The organism is Enterobacter genomosp. O, assembly GCF_001022965.1.
Taxonomy (GTDB): domain Bacteria; phylum Pseudomonadota; class Gammaproteobacteria; order Enterobacterales; family Enterobacteriaceae; genus Enterobacter; species Enterobacter cloacae_L.
The window spans coordinates 537,776-553,800 of sequence record NZ_LECZ01000026.1 but is presented as its reverse complement, the minus strand read 5'-3'; the positions used below and the strand labels follow the sequence as shown (position 1 = coordinate 553,800).

Sequence of the window (16,025 nt, the reverse complement as noted above, 5' to 3'; positions counted from 1 at the left end):
TCATCCTCCCCGGACGTGTTTATTTTTCATCTCCGCGATCTCCTGGCAGGTGACGCACAGGGCCACGCCGGGCACCGCCATGCGGCGCGCCTCAGGTATCGGGGCCTCGCAGTCCTCGCAGAGGAAACGCGAAGGCGATGCGGGCCGTCTGCGGGCGTGATTTATGTGCCGCTCTCTGTCTTCCTGCTCGCGCGCCTGCGCAAGATCGATAAAATCGGCCATCAGTGCAGCTCCTGTGATTCGCGCTCGTAGCGGGCCGCCTCGAGGCACAGCAGTTCGGCAACGTCTTCCCCGCTCATGCCGGTTTTGAAGATATGGCTCGCCAGTGCCTCCAGGCGCAGGGAGACCGCGCGGGCTCGCGCGCATCGTTCCTCTGTTTTTGCCTCCCTCAGCAGGTGTTTCAGTTCTTCACTTCCGAGTGAATAAGAGCGGTTTTCACTGTTTCGCATCACGCGTTCTCCTTAATTTCAGGCAATAGAATGCCCGGCGGGTTTACGCCATTCGTTTTTTGGTTGGGTTACACCGGCATGGTCAGCCGTTCAGGAAATAGACTCACAACAGCACGAAAATGGTTCATGGCGGTAATCAGCGCCCTTTTCTCCTCGGTCGTCAGCTCGCTGATATCGCACTCGTGGCGGGCGACGGGCAATCTCGCCAGGAAAAAGATGGCGGCCAGCGCCCTACAGTTCTCCTCAAAACAGGGATCGCGCTTATCGCGCAGCTCGGCCATAAACCGCGCCAGCTCTTTTCCGGTATCGCTCCCGTATCGGGCGCGCAGTTCAGCGACGTGGTTAAGCCCGCTAAGACGAGCCCCCACGCTAAGTGGAACCCTTGCACGGGCAGCTTCTATCGCCATGTCTCCCCTCGCGTAAATTCACGCACGCTAATGCGCTGATAACGGGCACAGCACGGCTTTTTCCGCCGTTTGAGGATTGCGATTTCAGAAGCCATGCTGCATGATTCCCATTTTGATACTGTCTGCAATCATTAGCCTCTGTTTGCCAACGTCTGCCGCTGATTGCCCGAATTTGTAATGATATTAATACCCAAATGAGTATTAGTAAACACTCAAAGGAACATATTTTGATTTTGGATTCTCAAGTGAATAATGAAGAGTTACTCGATAGAATCTGTCAGGTATATGGTTTCACGCAGAAAATCCAGCTGGCCCGGCACTTCAACATCGCCGCCAGCTCGCTTCAGAACCGCTACGCGCGCGGTACCATCTCTTACGACTTTGCGGTTCAGTGCGCGCTGGACACCGGTGCCAGCCTTCGCTGGCTTATGACCGGACAGGGCGCGCAGTTTGAAGGTAACCCCGCGCCGGGCGATCCCGTTTCGGTTTCCGCATTCACCCTAAGTGATGGGAGACTTGAAGAAAATACTACTTTGAGTATCGATTCTGCTGTCTTTAGCAAACCGCTGGCGCGCGGCATCGCCGTCCGGGCGGAGGGCAAGCTGCACTTTATCGAAAAAGAGGCGTCGTTAACCGACGGTCTGTGGCTGGTTGAGATTGAAGGCACCACCAGCATCCGCGACTTAACGCTGCTGCCGGGTAAAAAGCTCCACGTGGCGGGGGGCAAGGTTCCCTTTGAATGCGGTATCGACGAGATCAAAACGGTGGGTCGCGTGGTGGGGATTTACAGCGAGGTGAGCTGATGGCGTGCGGGTAATCAAAACCGTATGCTCGCAATAAAAAAAGCCAACCCCGCATTCCTGCGGCGTTGGCCCTGTTTTTAAGGCAGTGACGCTTACAACAGGTTAAAAGACATAACGCATGCCAAGGGTAAATTCATTAGAGACGATGTGTGCTTTCATTTGTTCGTCTTTTAAACCACGCGCGTTAGTGAAGTTGTTATATCCGCTTTCGATCTTGCCCATATCAACATAACGGTAGCCCAGATCGACATACAGGCGTTCAACTGGCGTGTAACTCACACCGGCTCCTAAGGCGTAGGTCAGGTTGTTTTGCGTGGTCGAGGCATATTCACGGCCCGAGTTACCCTGCCAGCCGCCGGCTTTAATCTTGCTTACGCCGAGGCCTGCCGTCCCGTACAGGGAAACGCCATAACCCAGCTCATAGTCACGATAAACATTGACCATCAGGCGCTCAGTTTCTGTTTTCAGGTGGTTATAGCTATTAGCGAATGTGCTGGAGCCGCTGGTATATTCGGCCTTCTGCTTAAAGGTATATTCACCCTCGGTACGCCAGCCGTTACCAAACTGGTAGCCCGCTGCAATCGCCGCGCCGCCAAAGTGCTCCTTCTCTTTACCACCCACAAACTGCCCGACACCCGGGCGCGCGCTGGTATCCATCTCTTTCGCACGCTGTTCAACCTGCAGATATTTTGCCGAACCGTAATACCCTTCCTCGGTATTTGCTGCCAGAACAGTGGCCGGAATCATTGCGATCGGCAGGGCGGCTAAAATAGCTTTCATATTCATCTCTACTCCGTTGAAAAAATATTCCGCACGTCGAACAGTCGTCCGCCGTTGGCAGGAAAAAGTCAGTGAGACGAAGCATAAGCAGTCCCGAAGGGGCAAACTATTCGGATGAATACGCGTTTTACCAGGTAATTTTACGTAGGGATTGGTCTTGATTTTTGGTCTCTTTACAGTGATTTCAATTAGTTATCGGTTGTGGGAAACGCAGCATGACAATTGCCCCATCGGTTTGAACCGTTTCCATTTCCGAGCACCCTGAGCACAGGGGAATGGCCTTTAATGTCCGGCCCGTCAGCATTTTGAGGATGGTGAATGGTGGGATAATGAAGCATTACAGTCTCAACTAATACATGACAACCACATACTGTGCATTATTCATAATGACTTAAAGAAATACGCGAAGGCTTAAAAAACCTGATATATCCAGGTAGTATTCTATGCAAAAAAACTAAACCTGCCCCGTTATGAAAAAAGTTCTGGACACCTCAGTGACAAAATCGAAATCACTTGTCACGTCACGAGAGCGACTCCAGGAAATAGGCAAAACAGGGCTCACCCCCATTGAAAAACAGGCTTTTTGGATACTGTTTATCTTTCTTTCATCGTCCTTACACTCAATTAAGGAGAGCAAGAAATGCATACCATCTGAATTTATGCTGAGCGTTTTTTGATTATCAACATCTTCAATATTTATGCTTCCAGTATGAGTTCTGAGCTTATGAAGCGCATCGTAGACGTCTGCCCACAAAGGAGAATCCTTTTTACTGAAACCTGTATCTTCGCAAAACAGGAAAAGCCTCATTCTCATCGTTTATCCTTTAACAATGTTATTTTTTCGGAATTTTAACATGGAAGATAAATAAGCAAGAGCAGGATAAAGAAAGATAAAGTGATGTTGCTGGCAAATTACAAACTTTAGGAATTTTATAGCCTGCTTTCTGGGGATATTTGCCGTCTGCTCGCCGATATCGCTGACGCGTCAACTTCTTCTCCTTGTCCAACTTCGGGCTGATGCCTTATAGCCCAGCCAATACTTCACTGGGCTACAAGGAATTTCAATTCATGAAGAAAGATTAAATCTCCATTCTCTATTAGCGCCTATGATTGCGTCTTGATATTGACACACCAGTTAGAACTTACTTTTAATGTTTTCGTATTTTTCAATATAACTATCTGCATTGCCTATACCTCTTCCCTGAACAATTTTCACAGTAGCTGAAATAACGTTTTTTACTTTCTCATCTTTACTCATCTCTATATATAGCCTTTCTGATACGCCAGACTCTGTCCCGCTTATCATGTTCACCACTGGAATATAAGATGAGGCATCTCTTGAAATATCTGTTTTAGAATAGATAAGCAGAAGGTCACCCTCATCTGTGAAGGTCATGCCATCAGGATTACCTAATAAATTAATAACTTTCGTTTTATCACTACCTTTTTCTAATTCTGTAAACGCTAAATTACGAGCGCTGATATAATCAAGATTATATTTATTCGCATTGTGCAAATCTTTTACAAAGATACCATGATTAATGACAACATTATCAGGACCATAGACAACTGAAAGAACTCTATGTGCGTAAGTGCCGGTCATGCCGTTCAAAAATCCTGTATATGAAGCAACCGAAAGCTTACCATCAGGGAATGTTTTCTTTAATGCAGACCGGGATTCATCTTTTTTCCCAATAATACTGGACAAAGAAGAGACTTTTGTTTCTCCGTCTATTACTTTTGAATTAATAAAAGAATCACTGTTTTTCTTGTCAGACAAAAGTTCACTACCGCCGTTGAATGCAGAGCATGAGGTTAGTAGCATTGACACTACAGCAATACTTAATATTATTTTTTTTGACATATTTAAATATCCTTAATAAATTTTATCCTAAGTTTAGAAGGCACCAGAATGCCCTCATCCCACAAGGATTCCGAGCAGGTGCTCAGAACCGCTATTACTACTTTTTTCAGTAATACTGATAATCCCTTTGTATTACCCCTTAAGTCTTCAGTTTGGAGAATCTTTTTCTGCCGCTGCTGCCCGCAGCCAAAACCACGCCGCCCGGCAGTTTTGTCCTGGCTGTCACTGATGTAGCCGGACCTCGTCATGCTGCCGAAAGAGAAGCTGCCACCGTGCTGTTCTGTTCTGTTCTGTTCTGTTCTGTTCTGTTCTGTTCTGTTCTGTTCTGCGTCGATTTAAAATCATTGCTGTCATGCTGGCTGCTCATCCACAGGCCGCGTCCGATATCCGCAACGATTTTATCGCCACTCACCTGCGCACTGTTCAGGCTGGCGTCCCGACCGCTTTAGTAAGCGTCGAGGGAAAGATCCCGGCGCAAGAGGCGGGATCTCTATCAGTAAGTAACTACGGGGTAATCCCCGTGCCTGGTCGTAATAACGTAAGACTCAAACCCGTTATTTTCAGGAAAAATGTGTATATATCTTTCGTTATCAAAGGATATGCTCAGTATTTCACCGTCCAGAACAGAACATCTTCTGACTAACTGGTTAAGCAAGGGGAATAAAAAATTACTAGTCGATAAGTCCTCACCATGCCCTGTGAGTAAATGCTCTTTTTCCCCACACTGAAATGGGCACTGGACCATTACTCTAGCGCCTGATGAAAACAGCAAAACTAAAGATCCCACCCCTACCGTTATCCCGATAAATATGGATTGTTCAAATTCATGAAGCTCAGCATCAGTAATCATATTGCTCTTACCTTTTTGACGGCATAGCATCTGCTCTGGTGATACATGTGTATCACTATGTGTACCAGTGACACCTGTAGCAGGATGGTTTCCGGGGCTCTTAACAAAACCGGCGGTCTACCAATAATTAAGTACAGGAACGGGCCTTGTGTGTAAGACTGGCGGCGGATAAATGATCCCGGCTCTATGGCCGGGATCTGTCTTACTTAATAGGATAATTATAATGCTCTGGTATTTTATAATTCTCTGGAAAATCGGCTATGTGGGGAATTTTGACATAACGATCAATGTCTTCTCTCGTTTGTTCAAAAACCCCAGCCATTCCAGATAAAAAAGTTGAAATACGCAATAATGCCGCCTGCATTGCTAATTCATCTTTATTTTCTTTTGCAGTAAAAAACAGCTCGATTGTTAAGTTAAGGTTTTTCATATTCTTTTGAAAGTTTTCAACTATTGAATAATCCTCTGCCAAATAAAGATCATCCTCATCGAGATCTTCCCCTGCCTCATGCTTTAGCAGCTCTAAATAGGCATCTTTAAATTTATCTAACTTACTGATATCAATCATTTTGGCAATCTCCGACCTTCGGCTTTAGCTGCCTTAGTTTTTGCATCATTAAACGAACCATCAATATTTAGGACGGCTTTAACTTTCCCTTTACTATCAAAAACTTCGATATGATCTTTATGTAGCCCATCAAGATAGTACTTATCGCCTTTAGCGATATAATCCCCAACAGGTTTCTTGGCTTGATAAACACTCTGCCCCTGAAATATCTGACTAGTTTTCTGAGCATTATCTTTCATTTGGCTACCAAAGCCGGGTTGCTTGAAAAATTCGCCCATATTTCCAATCGCGCCTTTATTCGGCTGATATTTACTAATTCCTCCGAAAGCTGCCGCCGCTACACTCGCTACAATATCAGCCTGGATCGCATCCAGTCCATATTCTTTCTGAAGAGCTTCCGACACTTTGTTGGTTGAAATAACCCCATCGGCCTGGATCTGATGCATCCATGTTGCAGTAAGATCATAAGCCATCTTAGCCGGAATATCCTGACCCAGTGCTTTATCAAGCGCATGTTTCACCGCCATGCTGTCGGCCAACACATCACCATATTTCTGCTGACAAGTCGCCGGACTGGCGGCACAGTCACTGATCAACTGCTGCTGTTGGGCGGTACTCAATTCCTCGTATTTCTTTATGACGCTGCCACAGTCGCCGCCCCTGGCCTGACAGGACTTCATTTCAGCGGACCAAGCGTCTATCTGCTTACTGCTCAGATAGTTATTCTCAACCGCATTCTTCCCACCCTGTGCCCCCGCAGCCGCTGAAGCCGTGCTGTCTCCCGCTATTCCTCCGGCCATCCCCGCCGATATCGTCGCCAGCGTGCTGACCGTCTGCTTCTGCTCCTCGCTCAGGTCACTCACCGCTTTGCCCGGATACAGCGACGCCATTATCGCGTTCGCCGCAAGCTCCCCCGTGGCCGCGCCCGCAGCACCCGCCGCCGCACTGTTGCCCTGCAACGCTGCAACCGTACCACCCAGTATGGCGTGAGCAATGGCTTTCGCCGCCGCGTTGTCGTCGATGCCCATACCGTGGCCGATATAATTTGCCAGTTCCGGCGCCGACGCCCCCGCCAGCGCGCCGGCGATATCTCCGCCCGCCAGCCCCTGAAGCGCCGCCGTTGCCGCCTGAATGCCACGCTGAATGGTGCTGCCCGTACCAAACTTCGCCTGTTCGTCCCGGTACGTCTGCGTCTCTTTCAGTTGCTCAACCGTCAGGTCAGGATGCGTCTTACGCGCTTCCTTCAGCGCATTCAGCTCGCCCTGCGTTCTGGCGATGTCTGCCACCTGTCCGCCGATATCGCTGATGGCACTCACCTGCGCAAGCCGCCGCTGCTCCTTCTCCTTGTCAAATATCGGGCTGATGCTGTCGTTTGCGTGTTCCGTGTCCCTACTCAGGCTGGACACATCCTGCTGCTGGTTCGCGGTATCACGGATGGTGATGTTACCCTCGCCCACTGCCGCCTGCGTCGTGCCTTCCGCATGACCGCTGCTGCCCGCTACCGATACAACACCGCCCGGCAGGTTGCCCTTGAATGCATCACCGCCAAAGTCACCGCCGCCGCTGAGGCTGATACCGCTGTGGCTGACCTTATAATCCGCCTCGTTGTGGATATCCCGGAAGCCCAGCGTTCCCGTATCGAGACTGTTTTTGTCCGCCGTCGCCGTCGAGGCAATCACCGCACCGTCAAGCTGCGTGTGGCGTCCCACCGTCACATCAAAGCCGCCTTCACCCGCGAAGAGCCCTGTCTGCTCCTGCACCGAGTCATACGTGCTCTTCATTTTGTCCTGGCTGGCGCTGATGTAGCCGGATCCCGTCATGCTGCCGAAAGAGAAGCTGCCGCCTGCCGCCGCGCTGTTCTGCGTCGATTTATAATCGCTGCTGTCCTGCTGGCTGCTCATCCACAGGTCACGTCCGATATCCGCAACGATTTTATCGCCACTCACCTGCGCGCCGTTCAGAATGGCGTCCCGACCGCTGGTCATGGAGACCGTCCTGCCGCTGTCGAGCGTTGTTTCCGTCCACGCCGTACCGTCGCCCTTTTCACTGCCTTTCGAAGCATTCACGTTCGCAAACACGCCGATGCCGTAACCGCTCTTGCCACCGCCAATGCTGACGCCTGCGCCGCCACCGCTGCTGCTGTTCTTTCCTGTCGTCTGCTGCGTGCTGGCCGCACCGCCCAGCACAATGTCGTTCGCTGCGACAAACGCGGTGTCGCCGCCCGCCTTTAACTGGCTGCCACCGATAAGAATGTCGCCGCTGTTATCGCCTTTCCCTTTCCCGGTCGCGGTGATGGACAGATTATTCCCCGCATTCAGCGTACTGCCCGCAACCGTGTCACTCTGCATGTGCTGCTCGGATTTCGATTTCTGCGAGGAGAGCGAAACGCTTACGCCTATACCGCTGTTGGGATCGCCGTTAATCTGCGCCATTTCCGCGCCCTGCGAGGCCTGTACGCCTGACAGTGCCGCTTTGGTGGCTTTCAGCGCCGCAAGGCGGTCATCGCTCTCGCCTTTCGCGTCGCGTGCCGTGGTGACCGCATTGTTCACCGCGCTCCCCGCCGCCCCGGACAGCGCCACCGTCAGCCCGCTGCTCTTCTGCTCAAATTTTTCATCGCGGGTGCGTTTGTCATGCCCCGGCTCAACCACCACGCTGTCACCGGTGAGGCTGATATCCTTCTGCGCGATGATATCCGCCCCGCCGATATGCGCCTGTTTGCCTGCCGTAATGCTGACGTTACCGCCCGTTGATCCGACGGTGCTGAAGCTCTCGCTCTGGGTCGTGCCCTGCTCGCGAAGGTCGTGAGTGGTTTTGCTGCTGCCGATGGTGAAGCCGATGCCGCCCGTGCCCATCAGGCCGGACTTTTTGGTCTCCTTGAAGCGCCATGAGGTGTCGGTGTTGGTCGCCGCCACGATGTCCACGTTATTGCCTGCGGACAGGGCCACGTCGCCGTCTCCGGCGACCGCCGAACCGTTAACCAGCAGGTTGTTCCCTGCCGACACCGTCACGTTGTCGCCGCTCAGCAGCGAGCCTTTCTCCCGCGTCGCGCTGTCTTCCTCGATGGTGTGGGTGGTCTTTTTACTCAGGAAGCCGCTGCTGGTTTTGGTTTTCTCCCGGTAGCGGTAATCGCTCTCCGTTGCGGTCGTCAGGTTCACGTCGCGCCCTGCCGCCACGCCGATATCGCCCTGTGCGGTCACCGATGAGGCCTGTGCAGTCACATCACGTCCGGCGACGATAGTGGTGTGACCGCCGCTTGCAATCTCTGTGCCCTGCTGGCGGACGGACTCGTTAATCTCCTTTTTATTTTTGGAGATATCGCTGTTGCCTTCGGTGCTGGCCTCTGCCAGCAGGCTCACATCACGCCCCGCCTGCAGGATGATATTGTTTTCAGCCGCGATATTCGCCGCCTCACTGGAGATATCCCGTCCGGAAGACAGAGTGAGATTATCCCCGGCGGTCACCGTGGAAACGACAGCGCCGGTGGTGTGTGTTTCACGGGTCCGGTCACTCTGTGTCTGATGTGTTGCAGCCGCATTCAGACTGAGATCATTTCCGGCAGAGAGAAGGGCGTTTTCTCCTGCAGAGACCGAAGAGGCCGTCACGGTCAGATTGTTACCCGCCACCTGGACAAGATTTCCGCCTGCCGTGATGACGCTGCCCTGCGCACCGGCAGAAGACTGACCGGTATCCCGCTTCGCACCAAAACCCGACGTGATATAGGCCGAATTAATCTGATTTTCCGTGACGGCAATGTTATTTTCCGCATGCATCAGTAGGTCACCACCGGAAAATACGGAAGCCCCTCTGAGAGTAATATCATTCGCGGCAGTCATACGCAGCGAGTCTGTAGCGCGGATGGATGCCTCAGACCCCGTCAGGGTGTCAGCGATGTTGACACTGCCGGACTGCCCGCGTGCGATGAGCGTTGCCTGCCCCGCGCGCGTGATATTGTTAATGCTGCCGCTGATGCTCTCAAGCGAAACGGCTTTACCGCTGATGGCAGAGCTGATGTTATTAATATCACCGGCGGCTTTCAGGTTCAGGCTGCCACCTGCGCTGATTAATCCGGCATCGAGATTACTGAGACTGCTGGCATCGACAGACAGGGCGTTCTGCGCCGTGAGAGTGCTGCCACCGTTGGTGACCTTACCGCCTTTAAGCTGCACATTTCCGGCACTGATAATGCTGCCGCTTTGGACTGTCACGTCTTCCGGCGACAGATACACTTTAGGGATCATGACGGTCTGACCGTTGATGGTGGCAGATTCCCACCACAGGATGCTGCCGGTCAGATGGCTTACCTGTTCGGCGGTCAGCGCCACGCCAAACTGCAGCCCCAGGGCTTTTTGCTGAGCGGCAGCGCTGTCCATCAGATACTGCATTTGCTCCAGGTCGGACCCCACGCCATTGATATAACGCGATCCCGTTATGTTCAGAACCGCATTGCTTACATAACGTGTATCAAACGCGGCATCGCCCAGGAAACGGTAGTCCTTCTCCGGCTTCAGCCCCAGACGGTCCAGGAAATAGGACGACCCCAGGAACTGCGTCTTATCGGTATAGGCGGCCCTGGTTTCCTGGGGCGCCTGACCCGGTTTCACCCCCAGCATGGAATACAGATCCCCAAAGAGACGCTGATCCAGCTGTCCGAGCCCGTCCAGCTTCGGGTTCACCGTTATCAGATAAGGGCTGTCAGGGTCGGTCGAAGGAGCAAAGTAACCATTATTTCCCGACGGCAGGGGATACAGGCTGGTATTGCCGCCGCTGCCATTCTGAGCGGACAATGATGAACCACCTGCAATACCCTGCAGTGCATCTGCGAGCGCATCACGCCACTGCGGAGAATCTACAGACACCGTATCACCACGGGTAAGTGGCTGTACCTGTTCGGCATCACTGACAGACTGTCGGCTCAGCGTGTTCAGCACCGGGGGGCTGAGATTATTGCTGACCTGTCCGGCGTTCGCCGTGAGCGCGCTGTTATCGACGCCGCCTGTGAAAGTGGCATCGATGCTGCCACCTGCCTGGATCACTCCACGACTGATGGTTTCCTGTGTCTGGGACGTCTCATGCCCGATCAATTTTACGGGAATATACGGTTTGGGTTTTGAAGTATACCTCCCCGGGATATCCGGCATGACATCAGCAGGTCCGGTGGCAATCCCCTCTGACGGGTAATAGGTATAAAAATGAGAACCATATTCCTGGTAGGTGTAATAGTCGGTGTACACTCCTGTGACCTGGCTCTGGTTATTCAGCGTATTGCCGGAGAGCGTCATATTCCGGTTAGTGATAATGTTACCGGCCACATTATCCAGGGTGTCCGCCTGGATGAGCATATCCCGGCCTGAAAAGAGACGGGCAGGCGTACCGCCCGCAGTCGCTGACACTTTAGTCTGCGATTTTATTACCTTAAAAATCTGACCGGTTGCGTTAGCGCCGTAAATGTACTGGATATAGTCACGGGCCCCGCAGTTATTGCCATTTTCATCACAGACAACCAGACCACTGGCCTTATAACTCCAGAGACCGTAGCTGCCCTGTTCAAGCAGCTCCACCGGCACCAGTAAGACAGAACCATTGAAATCCGATGAACTGGTGTGCAAAAAACCCATGCTGAGCTCGCTGCTATCCTGAAGCGGTTTAATACCCGATAGATCGTTATCAATCGTTTCTGTTGCAGCGTTATTGCCCTCCCGCTCGTTCAGCAGATGTGCCGTTCTGATGAGCAGATCGCCGTTCTGCGTCTCCACACTTCCGGAGCTGTTGATAATTTCCGTACTGGCGGCACCGGCAGCATTTTTCTGCATCACCAGATTACTGCCCGCCAGGATATCGCCATGCCGATTATGGAGGCGATCGGCCAGCAGCCACATATCCTTTGCCGCATAAATCAGCGCAGTATTAAGCAGGGTTCCTGCGGCAGCGATCGTCAGGCTGCCTGCCGTACCCGCGAAGCCGTTCACTGTAATATCGCCACGGGATGTGAGCTGCACATCACCGCCCGCCTGAAGCGAGCCTGATGCATTCAGCAGAATGCTGTTCGCACTGAAGGTCCCCCTGCCGTCACCGGTAGTGAGCGTCCCGTTGTTTGTGAACGCGCCCCCTGCACTGAGAGAAAGGGTATTACCCTGCATCACACTGTTATTGATGATGGCATTTTGAGACGTAACGGTGAGGGTTCTGGCCGCCGCCAGCGTACCGCTGTGGGTAAGGGAACCGATAAGGCTCAGTGTGACATCCCCCAGGGACACGAGCTGACCTTCACTGTCAAACGTCTGACTGTCGAGCTGAAGGTTACCGGCGCTGAACAGTTTCCCGCTTGGCAGGTTGGTGACTGTATCGCCTTTCACCGTAAGCGATGAAGTCCCGAGCACCATTCCCCTGCTGGAAAGGTTTTTATAGCCAACAAGCAGGTCTGCGCCCTGAAGCGTACCGCTGTTGTTAAGGGTGGCTCCACGCAGTTCAGCGTTGCCTGTGGCAATGATGCGCCCGCTGTTTACCGCCGTTACCGCACTGAGAAGCAACGTGACTCCCTGTACCAGGCCGGTACTGCTGACCGACAGTTCAGGTGTGGTCAGCGTGAGCTTACTGCCCGAGAGAAGACTCCCGTCATTCTGTACACGGGTCGTCCCCGTGACCGAGGTCTCGCCACTGCCCTGGAGTATCCCCTGATTTTTAAGTGTATCCGCTGTAACACCGAGGGTATTCTGACTCAGCAGGACGCCGCTGCCGGTATTGTTCAGCTCCCCGGAAACGTTCACTACCAGTGAATCGCCCTGAAGCCGCCCGCTGTTAACAAGCAGCCCCGTGGTGAGGGTGGTGCTGCTTCCCTGAACGTGCCCGGCGTTTACGACATTGTCCGAGTTAAGCGCCAGTACACCGGCGCTGAGCAGTTTGCCGTCTGACAGGTTATCCAGACGCTGGCTTAGCGTAAGCGACAGCCTCTCAACTCCGGTAACCTCTCCGCTGTTTGACAGCGTGTTCGCCTCCAGCGTCAGGTTTTTCGCTATCCACTGTCCGCTGTTGTTCAGGGCCAGTGCGGAGAGCGCCATGGCACCGTTCGACGTGATTTTGCCACCAGAGGTGCTGTTCACATTACCGGTCAGCGTGGCAGTCAGGGCATCCGCCGCCTGAAGCGCGCCGCTGTTTTTAAGGGTGTCCGCATTAATCAGTACCTGTTTACCCTGCCACTGCCCGGCGTTACTGATGCTACCTGCGGTAACCGTCAAGTCGCCGGTGGTGAGTAACGCCCCGCAGCTGTTGTTCACAAGCGTCAGTAACGGCGCGGCCATATCCACTCGGGAAGCCAGCCGCAGCGCTGCAATCCCGGTCAGCGTACCGTTATTAGTGATTGTATCTTCGTTTATGGTCAGGGTTCCCCCCTGCACGGTCCCGCTGTTGCTTAATGTATTCCCCGACAGACTGAGGTCACCGACAGCAAGCAGTTTCCCCTGATTATCCGTTTCGGTGGCCTTCAGTGTGGTGCCGCCCTGGCTCATGATATCGCCAATGCTGGTTAGTTGACCGGACAGCGTCGCGCTGAGGTTGCCGGTGGCCAGCAGGCTGCCACTGTTCTGCCAGTCACGGGCATTCAGGCTGACATTCTGCCCCTGAAGCTGGCCTTTAGTCGTGAAAGTGGTGCCGGAAAGCGACAACGCCCCGTTGGTCAGCGTGCGCGAACCGGCAAGTAAATTCAGCATACCGGCCGTCAGTGACAGTGAAGTATCTCCCTGCAGCAACCCGCTGCTGAAAAGTTCACCGGTGTTAAGCGTCAGGTGCTCCCCCGCCACGGTTCCTGCATTTGCCAGCGTCTGCACCGTCATAAGGTTATCACCCTGCGCCAGTAAAAGACCGCCTGCGGAGTTATTCAGAGTGCCGTAATTCAGGTCAAGCGAACTGCCGCTCAGCTCGCCGCTGTTAGTCAGTTGCGTTCCGGATAACGACAACTCTGCGTCGCTGGTGATAATCCCGGCGTTTTTCAGGTCCTGCAATGAAAGAGAAAGCGCGGAAGGCGTGTAAATCATCCCGTTACTGCGGTTATCCAGCAATGTCGCGACCAGGGATAATGTTTTCTCCCCCTGAATCAGGCCGCTATTCACAACCTGAGGTGCATTCAGGCTCAGAGCGCCCGCGGTCAGTACGCCGCTATTAATCAGCTCCTGCGCGTTCGCTCTCAGCAGCGTGGCGGATGTTTTACCGCCATGCGTCAGGCTGTCGCGGGTCGTCAGGGTCATACTGCCGGATGCGGTCTGCGTGCCGTCAAGCTGCGCACTCAGCACGTCCACGCTGACGCTATTACCCTGCGTCTGTGCCGTCGTCGTGGTCTTCAGTCTGTTGCCTGTAAAAGTCACCACGCCGCCTGCGCTGGTTTCCCCGGCAAGCGTGGCGTCCTGCGCGTTCAGAGCGAGGTTACCGCCGCTGTGGATAACTGAGCCTGCCGTGGTGGTGAGCGTACCGGTCGTGGCAGTGAGCCCTTTTTCGCCGGAAATCGTGCCGCTGTTGCTCAGTTGTGCGGCACTGAGCGTCAGCGTGTCGTCGCTGATGAGTGCGCCGCTGTTATCCAGCTTACCGGAGGCGGTGACGATGGCTCTGCCTTTTGCGCCAGTGTCGCCTTTCAGGATCGCGTTGCGGGCGCTGATATCCAGCGTGGTATTACTCTTAAGGCTGCCAGTACTGGTCAGGTCAGAGGCGGTGACCTTCAGGCTGTTGCCCTGGACGGTGCCGGTATTGCCGAATGTGCCGGTATTCACCGTGGCATCCGTTCCGGTGGCCAGCGTGCCGTTGCTGGTCAGACTGCCGGTGTTAACGGCAAGAGATGTCCCGGCAATCGTGCTGCCGTTCAGCGTGGTGTTACCGGTGGTGGTGAGTGAAATACTGCCGCTGGCGTTCGTTTTGCCCCCGTTCTGCGTCAGCGTCTGACCACTGAGGGCAATATCTGCACCGCTGAGGTTGCCGTTCTGCGTCAGAGCACCACCTTTCACTGTCAGTTGCTGGCCCGTCGCCACGGAGCCGTTCAACGTGGCCCCCTGTGATGCTTCCAGCGAGACATTACGAGATGCCGTCAGCTGCGCTCCGGTCTCCAGTGTCTGCGCCTTAACGGTGGCATCCTGTCCCGCCACGTTTTTACCTTTAAGCGCTGCGCTTCCGGCGGTACTGACGGTAAGATTTTGTCCGGCGCCAGCCTGTGCGTCCGCGCTTTGCGTGAGATTTTTTGCGGTCAACAAGGTGTCGCCTGACGAGGTCAGCGAACCACCACTCTGTGTGAGCAGGCCAGTGGTGGACAACTGAAGATTCTGCCCCGCCGAGACCTGAGCGCCGTTCAAGGCCAGCGCCCCCTGCCCGGACACGGTGATGTTGCCGTTCGCCTTATGGTCACCTGTAAGCGTGACGCTCTGTCCTTTCGCTGTTAACGCACCGTTGGCAAGACTATTGTTGACCGAAAGCTTACCGCTGACGTCAAGCGCAATATCCCCCTGACGCGCGTTAAGGTTGCCCAGGTTTACGCCCACACCCGCCTCACTGGAGACCAGACGAATGCGGTTGGCGTACATGCCACCCAGCGCGCCGGTGTCTACCGCCACCTTCGGGGCTTCGCCTTCACCTTTTAACGCGCTGACGCTACCGTCCGCCGCGACCCGGTTCGCCCCGGTTACCAGACGTAAATCTTTCGCATGCAGTTGCGCATTGATCTCGGTCGCGCGGGAAATGATCGACACCGCATCGCTTTGGCTACCATTCAGCCCCTCGCCCTCGATGGTGACGGCGCCTTTGGTCACGTCAAGCGACTGCAGCTTACCGCTGGCATCGAGCACCGGTTTACCCGTCGTGAGCGTCACATTCGGCGTATTGATAAACCCGCAGCCGTTACAGGTGATGCCGTAGGGGTTCGCCACAATGACGTTAGCCGCCTTGCCCGCCACTTCGGTATAGCCCTGCAAATTCGAGCGATTAGTCCCGGTGACTTCGTTGATGATGCCTTTGGCTTCCTGCCCGGCCTTCAGGTTGGGGTTGTTCTGAATAATTCCGCCCAGCTGGGTCTGGTTGAGCTGCCCGGTCGCGTTATTGAGGATCAGCCCCTCTTTCCCGACGTTGTAATCGTTGTACTTGTTATGGGAAATACCGGATTGATTCGGCGTGGCGATGTTCACCACCGGCACGCCGTTGGCCGCCTTGTCCATCTGCGTATTGCCGGACGGGGTGAGGGTTGCAGCCATCACGGGCAGCAGCGGCTGCGTCGCCAGCAGCACGCTCAGTAACGCGCTCAGCGCGCGCTGCGAAAAACGAACCTGATCCTGTTTCAT

10 protein-coding genes are annotated in these 16,025 nt (G+C 53.9%); 1 reads left to right on the top strand and 9 read right to left on the bottom strand.

Annotation, left to right across the window (positions count from 1 at the left end; all coding sequences use genetic code 11):
• From ABR39_RS16415 to ABR39_RS16405, 3 genes are all read right to left on the bottom strand, one after another.
• Window positions 1–222 carry a TraR/DksA family transcriptional regulator gene (locus tag ABR39_RS16415; RefSeq protein WP_047347784.1) on the bottom strand — a complete coding sequence of 74 codons (222 nt, stop codon included), beginning with the start codon at window positions 220–222 and terminating at the stop codon, window positions 1–3.
• Window positions 222–449 (bottom strand): DUF2732 family protein, encoded by a 228-nt coding sequence (locus tag ABR39_RS16410; RefSeq protein ID WP_047347783.1) that lies wholly within the window; start codon window positions 447–449, stop codon window positions 222–224. Before ABR39_RS16410 ends, ABR39_RS16415 begins: the two co-directional genes overlap by 1 nt.
• Window positions 450–517: 68 nt before the next feature.
• Complete coding sequence (locus ABR39_RS16405) at window positions 518–856, bottom strand: DUF5347 domain-containing protein (protein WP_047347782.1); 339 nt, start codon at window positions 854–856, stop codon at window positions 518–520.
• Between the two features lie 227 nt (window positions 857–1,083).
• Here ABR39_RS16405 and ABR39_RS16400 point away from each other — a divergent pair, with 227 nt between their 5' ends.
• Window positions 1,084–1,659, top strand: coding sequence for a phage repressor protein CI (locus ABR39_RS16400; protein WP_047347781.1), 576 nt, complete (start codon window positions 1,084–1,086; stop codon window positions 1,657–1,659).
• A gap of 102 nt (window positions 1,660–1,761) precedes the next feature.
• On the opposite strand, the gene ABR39_RS16395 is transcribed toward ABR39_RS16400, so the two are convergent.
• From ABR39_RS16395 to ABR39_RS16365, 6 genes are all read right to left on the bottom strand, one after another.
• The gene (locus tag ABR39_RS16395; protein WP_047347780.1) at window positions 1,762–2,445 is read right to left on the bottom strand and encodes an outer membrane protein; all 684 of its coding nucleotides are present in this window, start codon (window positions 2,443–2,445) and stop codon (window positions 1,762–1,764) included.
• Between the two features lie 448 nt (window positions 2,446–2,893).
• Entirely contained in the window at window positions 2,894–3,253 is a 360-nt protein-coding gene (locus tag ABR39_RS16390; protein WP_047347779.1) for a DUF6911 family protein, read from the bottom strand.
• A 321-nt stretch (window positions 3,254–3,574) separates the two neighbouring features.
• On the bottom strand, window positions 3,575–4,303 hold the full coding sequence (locus ABR39_RS16385; RefSeq protein ID WP_047347778.1) for a hypothetical protein: 729 nt from the start codon (window positions 4,301–4,303) through the stop codon (window positions 3,575–3,577).
• A gap of 244 nt (window positions 4,304–4,547) precedes the next feature.
• Window positions 4,548–4,715, bottom strand: coding sequence for a hypothetical protein (locus ABR39_RS26385; RefSeq protein ID WP_165587285.1), 168 nt, complete (start codon window positions 4,713–4,715; stop codon window positions 4,548–4,550).
• Between the two features lie 640 nt (window positions 4,716–5,355).
• Window positions 5,356–5,721 (bottom strand): hypothetical protein, encoded by a 366-nt coding sequence (locus tag ABR39_RS16370; protein WP_047347775.1) that lies wholly within the window; start codon window positions 5,719–5,721, stop codon window positions 5,356–5,358.
• Complete coding sequence (locus ABR39_RS16365; RefSeq protein WP_082132657.1) at window positions 5,718–16,025, bottom strand: hemagglutinin repeat-containing protein; 10,308 nt, start codon at window positions 16,023–16,025, stop codon at window positions 5,718–5,720. Before ABR39_RS16365 ends, ABR39_RS16370 begins: the two co-directional genes overlap by 4 nt.

Coding starts and splice junctions, on each gene's coding strand:
- ABR39_RS16370 (WP_047347775.1), bottom strand. CDS start 5,721: ATGATTGATATCAGTAAGTTAGATAAATTTAAAGATGCCTATTTAGAG.
- ABR39_RS16390 (WP_047347779.1), bottom strand. CDS start 3,253: ATGAGAATGAGGCTTTTCCTGTTTTGCGAAGATACAGGTTTCAGTAAA.
- ABR39_RS16385 (WP_047347778.1), bottom strand. CDS start 4,303: ATGTCAAAAAAAATAATATTAAGTATTGCTGTAGTGTCAATGCTACTA.
- ABR39_RS16405 (WP_047347782.1), bottom strand. CDS start 856: ATGGCGATAGAAGCTGCCCGTGCAAGGGTTCCACTTAGCGTGGGGGCT.
- ABR39_RS16395 (WP_047347780.1), bottom strand. CDS start 2,445: ATGAATATGAAAGCTATTTTAGCCGCCCTGCCGATCGCAATGATTCCG.
- ABR39_RS16415 (WP_047347784.1), bottom strand. CDS start 222: ATGGCCGATTTTATCGATCTTGCGCAGGCGCGCGAGCAGGAAGACAGA.
- ABR39_RS16365 (WP_082132657.1), bottom strand. CDS start 16,025: ATGAAACAGGATCAGGTTCGTTTTTCGCAGCGCGCGCTGAGCGCGTTA.
- ABR39_RS16410 (WP_047347783.1), bottom strand. CDS start 449: ATGCGAAACAGTGAAAACCGCTCTTATTCACTCGGAAGTGAAGAACTG.